14 protein-coding genes are annotated in these 12,647 nt (G+C 43.2%); 3 read left to right on the forward strand and 11 right to left on the reverse strand.

Going from position 1 to position 12,647, the window contains the following annotated elements:
• Positions 1-36: 36 nt before the first annotated feature.
• Entirely contained in the window at positions 37-744 is a 708-nt protein-coding gene (locus R7127_RS14725; RefSeq protein ID WP_172563750.1) for a GntR family transcriptional regulator, read from the forward strand.
• 19 nt (positions 745-763) lie between these two features.
• On the opposite strand, the gene mnhG is transcribed toward R7127_RS14725, so the two are convergent.
• From mnhG to R7127_RS14770, 9 genes are all read right to left on the reverse strand, one after another.
• Positions 764-1,057 carry a monovalent cation/H(+) antiporter subunit G gene (gene mnhG, locus R7127_RS14730; RefSeq protein ID WP_005373314.1) on the reverse strand — a complete coding sequence of 98 codons (294 nt, stop codon included), beginning with the start codon at positions 1,055-1,057 and terminating at the stop codon, positions 764-766.
• Positions 1,057-1,335 carry a cation:proton antiporter gene (locus R7127_RS14735; RefSeq protein WP_005373317.1) on the reverse strand — a complete coding sequence of 93 codons (279 nt, stop codon included), beginning with the start codon at positions 1,333-1,335 and terminating at the stop codon, positions 1,057-1,059. The genes mnhG and R7127_RS14735 overlap by 1 nt, the downstream gene beginning before the upstream one ends.
• Entirely contained in the window at positions 1,328-1,804 is a 477-nt protein-coding gene (locus R7127_RS14740; RefSeq protein WP_104976188.1) for a Na+/H+ antiporter subunit E, read from the reverse strand. Before R7127_RS14740 ends, R7127_RS14735 begins: the two co-directional genes overlap by 8 nt.
• On the reverse strand, positions 1,801-3,297 hold the full coding sequence (locus tag R7127_RS14745) for a Na+/H+ antiporter subunit D (RefSeq protein ID WP_172563749.1): 1,497 nt from the start codon (positions 3,295-3,297) through the stop codon (positions 1,801-1,803). Before R7127_RS14745 ends, R7127_RS14740 begins: the two co-directional genes overlap by 4 nt.
• A complete protein-coding gene (locus tag R7127_RS14750; protein ID WP_017633704.1) occupies positions 3,294-3,647 on the reverse strand; it encodes a Na+/H+ antiporter subunit C in 354 nt (117 codons plus the stop codon). Before R7127_RS14750 ends, R7127_RS14745 begins: the two co-directional genes overlap by 4 nt.
• Positions 3,647-6,316 carry a hydrogen gas-evolving membrane-bound hydrogenase subunit E gene (gene mbhE / locus R7127_RS14755; protein WP_172563748.1) on the reverse strand — a complete coding sequence of 890 codons (2,670 nt, stop codon included), beginning with the start codon at positions 6,314-6,316 and terminating at the stop codon, positions 3,647-3,649. Before mbhE ends, R7127_RS14750 begins: the two co-directional genes overlap by 1 nt.
• Before the next feature lie 164 nt (positions 6,317-6,480).
• Positions 6,481-6,672, reverse strand: coding sequence for a hypothetical protein (locus tag R7127_RS14760; RefSeq protein WP_005373328.1), 192 nt, complete (start codon positions 6,670-6,672; stop codon positions 6,481-6,483).
• A 109-nt stretch (positions 6,673-6,781) separates the two neighbouring features.
• On the reverse strand, positions 6,782-7,717 hold the full coding sequence (locus tag R7127_RS14765) for a universal stress protein (protein WP_318141984.1): 936 nt from the start codon (positions 7,715-7,717) through the stop codon (positions 6,782-6,784).
• Between the two features lie 393 nt (positions 7,718-8,110).
• The gene (locus R7127_RS14770) at positions 8,111-8,830 is read right to left on the reverse strand and encodes an SDR family oxidoreductase (protein ID WP_005373333.1); all 720 of its coding nucleotides are present in this window, start codon (positions 8,828-8,830) and stop codon (positions 8,111-8,113) included.
• 135 nt (positions 8,831-8,965) lie between these two features.
• Here R7127_RS14770 and R7127_RS14775 point away from each other — a divergent pair, with 135 nt between their 5' ends.
• A complete protein-coding gene (locus R7127_RS14775) occupies positions 8,966-9,874 on the forward strand; it encodes a LysR family transcriptional regulator (protein WP_005373334.1) in 909 nt (302 codons plus the stop codon).
• A 90-nt stretch (positions 9,875-9,964) separates the two neighbouring features.
• Here R7127_RS14775 and R7127_RS14780 read toward each other — a convergent pair whose 3' ends face one another.
• A complete protein-coding gene (locus R7127_RS14780) occupies positions 9,965-10,738 on the reverse strand; it encodes an AraC family transcriptional regulator (protein WP_017820362.1) in 774 nt (257 codons plus the stop codon).
• A 99-nt stretch (positions 10,739-10,837) separates the two neighbouring features.
• Between R7127_RS14780 and R7127_RS14785 the strand changes: the two genes are divergently transcribed.
• A complete protein-coding gene (locus tag R7127_RS14785) occupies positions 10,838-11,974 on the forward strand; it encodes a multidrug effflux MFS transporter (RefSeq protein ID WP_172563747.1) in 1,137 nt (378 codons plus the stop codon).
• 114 nt (positions 11,975-12,088) lie between these two features.
• Here the strand turns inward: R7127_RS14785 and R7127_RS14790 are convergent, their stop codons facing one another.
• Positions 12,089-12,499: a hypothetical protein gene (locus tag R7127_RS14790; RefSeq protein WP_017633710.1), complete on the reverse strand. Its 411-nt coding sequence runs from the start codon at positions 12,497-12,499 to the stop codon at positions 12,089-12,091.
• Positions 12,500-12,647: the final 148 nt, after the last annotated feature.

The following is a 12,647-nucleotide window of genomic DNA, read 5'->3' on the forward strand; positions in this document are numbered from 1 at the left end:
TTCTTGCTATCATGATCCAAGACTTAGCGAGGTATTATGAAACCCAAATACATAGACATTGCGGAACGATTAGAAAAAAAGATCAAAGATGGGGAACTACAACCTAAATCGATGCTTCCAAAAGAGAGTGATTTGCAAGAAGAGTTTTCCGTAAGCCGCGTAACCATCAGAAAAAGCTTACAAATTCTGGTCGACAATAATTTAATTAGTCGGACAAGAGGTAGTGGAACTTATGTAAACGATCTAAAAACCCAACATGATGCCTTACATTTGCTGGGTTTTATCGAGGAAGTCAGTAAACAGGGGAAAACGCCTAGCTCTCAAGTCATAAAGTTCGAACTTAAAAAGCCGAATGAGCAGGTTGCTAAGCAGTTAAATCTCTCGCCCAATGATGATACATATGAAATACATAGACTCAGATGTATTAATGATGAGCCTGAAATTTACGAAGTCACTCATATGCCAGCAATGTTATTTCCAGACTTGAGCATAGCCATAATGAATGGTTCTAAATATGAGTACATTGAAAATAGCAAAAGATTGAAAATTGCGAAAAGCTGTCAGTCTGTCAAACCGTATTTGTTAGATGCAGAGACGGCCTCATACCTGAATGAAACAGAAGCTTCCCCTATTCTAAAAGTTGAGTCCACTGGTTACCTAGAAGATGGTCGTGCATTTGAATATACCGTCAATTACTTCCGACTTCATCAATACAGCTTCGAGTTTATTTCAACTAGGGCGTAGTACTATTCGACGCTAATGGTTAATCATTGCGCCAAATCTTATATCCGACCTCTCGCATTGCTCTGCCGAGCAGGTGGGAGGCGACTGGCGCAGTGAGAACGATAAACAACATCGTACCGATAACCCGAGAGATCACGGTAACTTCAGGGAGTGAGAAAGCGACCGCTAATAACAAGCAGCTCACTCCGACAGTTCCAGCTTTGGTCGCTGCATGCATTCGGGTATACAAATCAGGAAGCCTCAGGACACCTAGACTTGCAACCAAGGTCAACAATGTTCCTAAGCATAAAAATAGTCCAATCAACACGTCCATTATTCTTTCTCCTTTCTTTTAACGATCAAACGTGCAAATGCGATCGTGCCGAGAAATGCGACCAAACCTAATGTAATGGCGATGTCTAACAGAGCGTCCTCACCGCTGTCTAAGGTGTAAACCGTAATAAATCCGATAGTGATAAATGAAATCAGATCTAACGCCACAACTCGATCAGCTAGCGTTGGTCCTAGAATTAAACGAGCAAAAGCCATAACAAAGCTGAGTAGTAGCCCAGAATAGGCAAAAGTGACCGTTATTTGCAGCCAACTATCCACGCGTCACCTCCAAAATTCGATGCTCTAACCCATCTTTAATTCCGCGAATAACCTCTTCATGTTCAGGTGCAAACATGGCATGAACGATAAGATACTTTTTATCAGCCGTAACATCCAAACTAAGCGTGCCCGGTGTTAAAGAAACCATGTTCGCCAGTAATGTGATTTCTAGATCAGAATCGACCTCCAGAGGGACATAAACGATATCAGGCTGGCTCAAATGAGTAGGTGTCACGACGTCCCACACCACTTTCGCAACCGATATAACCATTTCATAAGCGAAGTACATCAATAACTTCAATGCAGATGCAAAACGTTGAAAATAGCTCGTTTTCAATCCAAATGGTTGACTCAACCTTAAAGCAAAAAAACCGACCGTAAATCCGACAACAAAATTCAGACTCGAATAGCTGCCATTAAGCATCATCCACGCTAACGCTAAGAAAAAATTGAGGAATAGATAGATCATGTATTTCCTCCTAACACCACTCTGATGTATTCAGTCGGATTTAACAGTTGTTCTGCAGCTTGAACGGAAAATTGATAAAGAGGCTCCGCCACTAAGCCAATGATTAGCGTCAACGTTGTCAATACAATAATTGGAACGCAGTACAACCAATGTACTTTGGCCTGCAGAGTCTGTTCTGGCTTCTCTCTAAATGGCTTTTTCCAAAATGCCTCACTCCAAATTTTCGTCATCGAGTAGACGGTAAGCAACCCCACCAATAACGCGGTACCTGCTAACCAGTAATATTCAGCCTGTATGCTCGACTTGATGACCAATAGCTTTCCCCAGAAACCCGATAGCGGTGGAAAACCGGCCAGAGAAAACGCAGGGACAAGAAACAAGAACGCCAACCAAGGCATAGCTTTGTATACCCCACCCAAATGTTCAAGTTGACTAGAGCCATATTTGCGCTCGATGAATCCACCTATTAAGAACAAATTCGCTTTTACAATGATGTGATGAACAATGTAGAAAATGGCACCGGCTAAAGCTAAGGGAGTGTAAATAGCCAACCCCATGAGCATATAGCCTATTTGGCTAATAATATGAAAAGAAAGAATTTTCTTAATGTCGAATTGGCTAGCCGCTCCTAAAACGCCCGTTAACATGGTTAGCCCTGCGACCCAAATTAACGTCGGTTGCCAACCACTCTCGGCGAGCGGAAATACCAAGGTAAAGACTCTTATCAACGCGTATACACCGACTTTAGTAAGCAACGCGGCAAACAGTGCCACCACACCGCTTGGTAACGTGTGATAAGAAGCTGGCAACCAAGCAAATAAAGGAAAGAGTGCCGCTTTAATAGAAAAGGCAAACAAAAATAGCGCGGACAGCATCATGTTGATGCTCAATTCATTTTCCCCTACTTTGGTGTAGAGATCGGCCAAGTTCAAGGTGCCCGTTGCGCCATACAATAAACCGATAGCAAGCAAAAATACCAGCGTCGAAATCAGGTTCAACATCACGTACTTTACTGCACCATCAACTTGAGTTTTCGTTGCATCTAACACCATTAAACCAAATGATGAAATGAGCATGACCTCAAACCAAACATACAGATTAAAAATATCTCCAGTCAGGAAAGCGCCATAAACGCCAGCAAGCAACACGTGCATTAGCGCATGGTAATTGCTATAGGAGGGCTTTCGGTGAAGGTCCGCCATCGCGTAGAAAACACATATCGCACCAATCACCGCCGTTATCATCACCATAGCAACGCTGAGGTAATCTGCGACAAACACGATACCAAATGGCGCACTCCACTGACCAAAAGCAACGGCTTGAATACCATTACTTATGATGTTTTCTGTGAGAAAGCCCGCAACGAAAAGGGTCGAAATCGCACTTACACCGCTCAACCACTCAACACTTTTTGTTGAGCGACGGACGAAGAAGATAGTCAACGCCGTACTCAGCGAGAGAACAACCGGTAACGTAAGCAAAATCGAACTCATTGACCCTCCTCAGAACGTTGCATTTCATCGACGTTTGCAGTTCCAGTGTCTTTATAAGCTCGATAGAACAGCATTAAAGCAAAAATAAGTAGTCCAAAACCGATGACTATCGCAGTTAAGATAAGCGCTTGAGGTAAAGGATTTGCCGCGCTATCTGGTGGTAAAAGAGCATTATCGCCAATCAATGGCGGCTCTCCGGGCGTCAGCCTTCCAGCGGTAAAAATAGCAAGGTTAACCGCACTACTGAGTAACATGATGCCGAACAAAAGGCGCAAGATATGCTTTTCAAGCATTAAATAAACACCTGCTGCGACAAATACTCCAACGACAACACTCCAGACTATTTCCATCACTCTAGCTCCTCATTAATACGAAGCAGCATACCCATCACGCCACCTATAACGGCAAGGTAAACACCAACATCAAAAACCAATGGCGTCCCTAGTGGTATCACGTCTTTCCACCACAGTCCGGTCAAAAACGGTTTATCAAACGCAAAGCTCAAAGCACCAGAAACTAAGCTCAATGCGATGCCAGATAACGCAATGAGAAACGGTTTGAAATACAACCTAGAACGAACGTATTTCGGTGATTCCGCGAACATGAGAAGTGATAAACCAATAACGGCAATCAACGCACCAATAAAGCCACCACCCGGTTCGTTATGACCACGTAACAACAGATACACTGAAAATACGAGCATGAGTGCCGAAACAATGTGTGCCGTGGTTGCAAAAATTAATGATTGGATACGATTTTGCTTTTTCGCTCTTGTCTTAAGCAAACTCACTGCAGCAATCCCTGCAATAACAACGACAACAACTTCTCCCAATGTATCAAATGCGCGAAAGTCGACCAGAATAACGTTAACAATGTTTCGCCCATGTCCACCCGGGACACTGTTTTCTGCAAAGAAATCTGACACCGAAGAGTCCATCGGCTGAGACGTGATTCCTAACAAAAGTAAAGTAACCGAAACACCTATCACACCTGCTATGCAAATATTCGCTACTTTACGTTTTATTGAATGCTTAGGCACGGTGGTTAGACGTGGCATATGACGCATTAACAATGCAAGAAAGACCACCATTAATGTTTCCACTAACAGTAAAGTCTTCGCAACGTCCGGGGCGCTATAAATCATAAAAACAAGCGTGGTCATGAAGCCAATCATACCAAGCGCAGAAATCGCAAGAAGTCTTGCGTGGGACAACGTACATACGAGCGCAGCACCAATCAACAATAAGGCAATACCAATCTCATAGAAAGTGACACTTGAAAGTTCGCCAACCAAAGGCAGAGGAATAAGCGCTACCTGACTCAGTAACGCAACGGCAAGTACCGTGAAAAATAATAGGACATAGCGACTCAATTTCTTTTGCTGTAACCGCGCCGTTTGCCACTTCGCCACTGTCATCATGCCATCTAATAGTCGTTCAAAAATATTCTCCGCTTTGGGGACGAATAGATGTAGCCGCTGAAAAAATGCAGACACAGTAGGATAAACACGGTACACCACATACCCCAACGCTAGCGTAATAACGCTTAACACTAACGGTACATTCACGCCATGCCATAGTGATGTCTCTTTAAGAGTTGCTGTGGGCAGAATGTCAGTAGAGCCCGGAAAAATAATATTGCGATCTAACCAATTCAAACCGAATAACGGAACTAGGAGGCTGCCAACTGCCAAGAGCAAAGGCGAGATCCACATGGCTTTTTTTGTCTCAACTGGCTTAGTTTCAATCGGCACGAGATCACGGCGAGCAAAGAATGGTCTCGCAATAAGCATAATGGTTAGCGCGACCATCAGTATATTCACGATTAAAAGTACAAAGGCGATCCAGTTATTGAGCTCTACTGCGGACTTGTACATGTATTCTTTGCTCAAAAAGCCTAACAACGGCGGGAACCCCGCTTTAGACAATGCAGCCAAACTCCCCGCAACCATGCTGATGACGAGAACTGACTTCAGGCCGTACAATTGATCAATATCTCGTGTTCCTGTCGCTTTGTCGATATTACCCACCACCATAAACAGCGCAGCTTTATAGAAAGAGTGAGCGAGAATAAACATCAATACTGCACTAACGGCCAAATCTGTGCCCATACCTAGTAATAATGTTAATTTACCCAAAGCAACATTCGTGCTGTAGGCTAGCATCAGCTTCAAGTCAGTTTGTTTTAATGCGACAAATGTGCACCAAATGGCCGTGATACTCCCAGTGATGACTAAAGCATAAAACCAGATCTCGCTGTGGGCATAAACTGGCGATAAACGTGCTAATAGGTAAATGCCTGCCTTTACCATTGTTGCCGAGTGTAAATACGCACTGACCGGAGTGGGAGCTGCCATCGCGTTAGGTAGCCAAAAATGAAACGGGAATTGCGCAGATTTAGTAAATGCACCGAGTAGTATGAGTACTAGAGATGGGATAAACCATTCATGCTGCGCAATAGTGTCTGCCTGCTCGATAATGGTATTTAGCTCATAACTCCCTGCCATTGCTCCCAGCAAGATAAGACCAGCTAGCAACGCTAGTCCACCAGCACCAGTAACAATCAGCGACTGCAAGGCGTTTTTCCGAGACGTTTTATTTTCGTGATTAAACCCGATCAGTAAATAAGAAGTGATGGTGGTGAGTTCCCAGAAAACAAATAACAACAGAATGTTATCGCTCATCACAATCCCTAGCATGGCAAGCATGAATAGGGTTAGATACAAATGAAAGGAAAACCGGCTATCACTTTCTCGTAAATAAGCCAAAGCGTAGATTTGAATCAGTGCGCCAATCCCACTGATCAGTCCCGCAAAAAGAAATGAAAGGCCATCTAGTCTAAAGCTAAGGTTGATATCGAGGCTTGGTATCCATTCCGCATTCCAGCTCACGCCTGCAGGAGTATAGATGTAGAAGAGAAAAGAGAAGATTAAAACTGGCAGCGCAGGGAAAATCAGTAAGACCAACTGATTATCTAGGTTTTTCGGCAGGTTTTCTTTACCCGTTATGTTATTCAACATCGCAGCCCATTCGTTATTATAAGAAGGTACGCCCTATTCGGCGCAAATGACAAACTCCACTGTATTGTTTTAGCCCAAGCGCTTCAAAAACGATCATGAAACCAAGGGAAAAGTAGCAAACAGTAATCACTGAGTGCTACTTAGAGGAACGCCGATACAAACCGCTATTTGCTGTCTGCTACGGCATAAGAACGTAGGTCACTACTTACGTGTTCTTGGCTGAATGTATATGGATTATCGTCATCAGCTAACTCGAATGCATCGTAGGTGCAGTCACCGATATCATTTCTCGGACAAACATAAACATTCGAACGTTCTATCATTTCTGTGTGGCATTTCGGGCATAGGTTTTTCATGTCACTCTCCTCTGATAACTTATTGATACATTGATAATTCCATGTTCTAGAGATCCATCTCCCTCCTTTACCTAAAACATCACTTAAACCCAACTTTGTTACACCCCAATTACTGAATCGGTGAGACAAAACCATCGGGCTTAAGAGCGACCAAACTACAGTTAATCGATTGCAAAATATTTTCAGCCGTATTACCAATGACATAGCCAGATATACCAGTTCTCGCTAAGGTTCCCATTACCAGCACGTCTACCTCAATACTCTCTACGTAATCTGGAATCTTTTCGTCGGGTTTTCCATGCAGGTGGTGAATCACAATTTCACCTGTAATCCCAGACTCCTCCAACAGCTGTTGCAGAGCTTGTTTATGATCGGCTTTTGCTTTGTCGAGTTCATGTTTCAACTCAGCATCATCGACTTGAATCCAAGCGTTACCATTTAGGTAGTTTTCTAAGTAATACTCCCAGCAAGAAATCACGTGTAAACGACTATCGCAGGTGTCGGCAATCGAACGCGATAATTCGAGTAAACGCACGGCTAATGAGTGCTGTTCATCGCTTGCCGTTAATGGGTCGATAGCCACAGCAACACGTCGCTTATCTCTTGGCTTATCAATTGGTCGGTGCAACCAAAGCGGACAAGGGCATTTTCGTAACAGAGTCATATCAATAGCTTTGAAACCCTCAGCACCTTCACCGAGCGGTTCAGCTTCTTTGATGATGAGATCTTTGTTATCAGCTAATGCTGCTTGAATAATACAGACAGCGGGCTTTTCACTGCTTTTCACAGTAAGAGGAAATGCGAGATCCTCTTCAGAGAGTCCCAGCTTCTGTCTATATTCGTGAATACTTTGTTTGAGGGAGTCTTGCAGCGATTGCTCATAACTTTGCTGATACTGGATCATGTCTGTTGGGAAATCAGGACACGCTATTAGCCCTGAGACAGGCACTTTGTTGCTAGATGCAATCCTCATCGCTTGTTCGAGGGCGTCACTATGGCCTGGCAATCCTTGTGTTGCAAAAAGTATGTTTGCGAATCGTTTCATACACACCTCCTTGTTTGGTTAAATATTAACCACCCACAAAGTATAATACCTAACGGATAATTGTAACGGCTTGTGACGTTGATGAAATCAATTCTCATTAAGAGACGGATATTGCTTCATTTTGTTTTACGTCACACTCTCCTTTCTTCACAACTATCGCCTTCGACCTAAATAAATTCCGCTACCTAAAGTTAAGACCAAATAAAAACCCAAATTACTCAAAGTTTTTTCTCACCTTAAGTAACTTGGGTATAAGCAATAACACACTTATTGTCCGGATTTAAATAGATGGCCTAAATTTTCACGCAACTTAGTTTAAAGATGCCATCTCAATCACGAATCGATATGCAAAGTTTTACGGCTTTAGTGACCTAAAATCGCCGTAACTCAATGTTAAGGTTGTTGTTTTGTCGGTGCCAAAGCAATTTCACGAACACATACACCTTGCGGTTGCTGATAAGCAAACAGCACTGCGCGTGCGATGTCATCTGCGGCCAACACGCCGCCCATATCCACCTTCCAAGCGTCATAACCATCTTTAATATCTTGAGACGTTGTATGTGAAAGTAATTCCGTTTCCACTGCACCAGGTGCAATCGTCGTAACGCGAACATTCGATGACGCAACTTCTTCACGTACGTTTTCAGAAATAGCATGAACCGCAAATTTGGTACCGCAATAAGCAGCATGATCAGGGAATGTTTTCTTGCCCGCGATAGAGCTGATGTTAATGATCGTACCACTGTTACGTGCTTTCATAGGTGCTAGGACGGACTGCATGCCATTGAGCAAACCAATTACGTTCACATCAAACATGCGCTTCCACTCCGATGCTTCCTGAGTATCTATCTGACCTAGAAGCATAACGCCTGCGTTATTTACAAGTGCATCTACCGGACCATACAACGCTTCAGCTTTCTCAATTGCAGCCTCAAAAGAAGCTTTGTCGGTCACATCTACCTTTTCACAAAGCGTATTTGGTAAGTTTAATGCTTCCAAACGTTCTACACGTCTTGCTAACAAAAGAAGAGCATGGCCCTGTTCACTGAAGTGACGTGCAATCGCTTCACCAATGCCTGAACTAGCGCCTGTAATAACAATTAACTTTTTCATTTTGAATCCTTAATCGAACGGTTTACATCAGTGGCGGTAAGTTTAAGAAAACTTTGTTTGTTGATATATACCGACCTAGTTGAAACACTGTTGTTATACTGCAACAATACTTTTTTGAATTATGAAGAAGTCATCATGCAAACACACATCAACCTTGCGGATATTCGCTCTTTCGTCCTAATCGCTCAACTAGGAAACTTCACGAAAGCAGCAGAGCAACTTGGCGTTTCTCGCTCACACGTTTCACGTCAAATAACAAATCTGGAGCAACAGATTGGTGTCACTTTGCTACAAAGGACCACTCGAACACTGAACCTCACCGAAGCAGGCAAGGTTCTGTATAAACAGTGTGAAACTGCCCTTCACAATATTGATCAAGCTGTTATGGCAGTGGTTGATGATGTAGAAGACTTAAGAGGTGACATTCGTATCAACTGTGTGGGGGGCTATTTAGGAGAAGACGTTGTCGCAGATATCGTTGCTCAGTTTCTAATCCAACACCCACAAGTGAGCATTAACTTAGATTTTAGTAGCCATCGTGTCGATTTAATCGCGGATGAATTCGATATCGCTTTTCGAATGGGAAAGTTAGACGACTCCAACTTTATCGCTCGCAAACTGATCGATGTGGAAATGGGGACATACGCAAGCCCAAACTATTTAGAAACATATGGCTATCCTTCGCATCCAAAGGACTTAGAAAAACACGTTTGTTTGACAGGTAGTGTGACACGGTGGGCATTTGAGAACACGAATACAAAGCAGTCAACGGAACACCAGATACGTGGACAGTTACGATGTAAGAGTGGCAGAGTAATGATAAAAGCAGCCTTGGCGGGAAATGGCATCATCCGTGTGCCAGCACTTTATTGTCAACAAGAACTCCAGACAGGCAAGCTAAAAGAAGTGTTTACCAATTGGAGCATTCCGAGTGTGGAATTTTCACTCCTTTATCATCACGACCGACATCAACCAAAACGCATCCGAGCCTTTGTTGATTTTACCACGCAATACTTTCGCAAACTGCAGAGTAAAGACAAGTAACCTGCACGTTGGTACCTGTCTATGTATGCTTTATAGGCTGAGCCTGTGAACCTGGGGGTTGTTCTAGAAAGAGTGTGAGCATTTTGACTCTTAAGGCTTGGTTTTCATAAACGTCAGAGGTGTTTGTCCAGTTTGCTTTTTGAAAAATGCAATAAATGCACTGTCTGACGAAAACTCCAGCCAATCGGCAACTGCGCTGACTGGCATGCCCGTTGATAACAATTCAACTGCTTTTAAAAGCCTCCACTGTTGCCGCCAATCTTGATAATTCATACCCGTTTCCGACTTAAATAATCGTGTTACCGTCTTGGTGCTTGCCCCAACTTTGCTTGCAAGAGTAGTAAGCGAAGGAGCTAGAAATGAAGGTTCAACCAACTCTCGACGAAACGTTGTTAAGCGCCGATGCGATGGCAAAGGCAACTGAAACGAATAACGTTTCGCAGCATAAAACTCCTCCCAAAAAAGCGCCGTCGTATTTACCATCTCGCTGCTAGGCTTATCCCACTCCCAAAATGACATTTTATCAATAAGAGCTTGGAGTAAATTATTCACTTCTATCATCGCGATCTTACTCGGACAGGCAAACTCCTCACAATCAAAATACAAAGATCGATACGCCACCACATTCGTCATTAGTGCACGATGCGGCGTATTAGGTGGGATCCAAACCGCCTTTGTCGGTGGCAAAATACAAATCGAGTCTTCCAGAGCAAAACTCATACAACCTTGAGGTGCGTACAATAACTGCCCTTTCTTGTGCATATGCATACCTGAGTCGTGCTTGCCAATATCCGCAGCAATTCCCACTACATAATTAGTAATCTTGTCTGCATCAAATTGTGTTTTTTCGTTAATAAGCGCCATTTTGTCCGAATATTGATGTATTTTGTTTTTATGTTGTTATTAGATCAATCATAGCCTCATTTATACTGCCCGCCAACTTCATTAACGATGGGTAACAATATGAATACTAAGCCCTCTTTATGGCTCATGCTGGTTATGTTGATGTTTCCGCAAATTGTAGAAACCATCTATAGCCCAGCGTTGAGCTCAATCGCTCTATCATTTGATGTAAACCACGCACAAGCAGCCCAAACATTGTCGATTTACTTCCTAGCTTTTGCCATTGGCGTTGTAGTTTGGGGAGTTCTCGCAGATAAACTGGGAAGAAGGCCCACCATGCTTATTGGGCTCTTTATCTATGGTTGCGCATCTTTACTCGCAACTCAAACCGAAAGCTTTGCTGTTGTCATGGCCGCGCGAGCCCTAAGCGCATTTGGTATCGCGGTAGGATCCGTTGTCACACAGACCATGCTTCGTGACGCGTTTGACGGTCAAGAACTGAGTAAAGTCTTCAGCTTAATGGGGATGGGTATATCAATCAGCCCGGTAGTTGGCATGCTATTAGGCGGGCAGCTTACAGCGCTTGGTGGATACCGTTATGTATTTTTTGCCTTGTTTTTAATCGCGTTAGTATTGTTCGCTTATAACGTTATTAAGCTTCCTGAAACACAGAAGGAACAGACACCAGTACGGTTGCATCAACTTAGCTGGAAAATGGTAAGAGACGCGCGAATTTGGCGCTCAGGATTACTGGTTGCTTTGTATAACATTGCTCTATTTTCTTATTACCAGCTTGGCGCATTTACTTTCTCAGCACTTGGGTATAACTCCGAACAATTTGGATACAGTGGCATGGTACTGGGGTTAGGCACTCTGCTTGGGAGTTATTTAAACAAATCCCTAGTGTCTAAAAATGTTCGAAAAAGCCAACTACTTTGGCTCTCAGCAGTATTGCTTAGTTTGGGATCAGTCGGTGTGTTGATTCTGAGCCAATCAATCTGGTTTGTTGCTCCAATGGTGTTAGTCGTCATGTCTTATGGGATTGCGATACCCAATATACTCAGTGACGCACTCGTTGATTATAAACAACAGGTAGGTAGCGCAGGCGCTTTATTTGGGCTCATGTACTACATCATGATCGGGACAGGATTAGCGATGGCTGGAACAGCACAAAACTTAGGTGTCGTTCTATTAGCATGTAGCTGTTTAGCGATTTTATTAGCGTTTTCTAAAAGGCAAGTTCATACCAACTTGTGACCAGATACTACGCATTGCTTGCCTAATCTTCCGAAGATTGGTCTACATCTTTTCTAACGGTTAACTCAAACGTAAATAAAAAGCGCCTGTCGGCGCTTTAATTATCCATAGATCTTATTGCCATGTTGGCTCGCCAAACTCTTCACAACGTTGCTTGTCGTAATTTTCAATGCGCCCGCGTTTACCTACAAACTGAACCTGAACAACCATTCCAGCTTCAACATATTCACTGAAATAATCGCAAGAAACACGAAAACTAGTATCGCGTATCACAATTGGTACCCATTCATAGCCGCCGCTGCGTGGTAAGTAAGACTTGAAGGTAATGACCCCGTCATCTGAAACGTTGATTTCTTCATCATATTCATTCAACTTATAAAAACGTTGTCCATCAAACTCTGCCTTTGCTTTTTCAATTATTTCGTTCGTTGCTGTCGATTGCATCGGCGTATTTGAGACCAGTTGACACCCAACAACAGATGTCAATACGGACAAAGTCAAAGCGAGTTTAGTTATTTTATTCATTTACCTAACCACTGTTGAATTATTCAACACTTACCACTTTAAAAGGAGGGAGACCATACTTTATTTTAAAGAAAGTAAATTACCACCTTCTAAAGAAGGTGGCTTTGTGTGAGCCCCCTAAAAGGGGGCCTTTGTTTAGTCCAGCGCC

This window comes from Vibrio sp. 1159 (assembly GCF_033340395.1).
GTDB classification, from domain to species: domain Bacteria; phylum Pseudomonadota; class Gammaproteobacteria; order Enterobacterales; family Vibrionaceae; genus Vibrio; species Vibrio alginolyticus.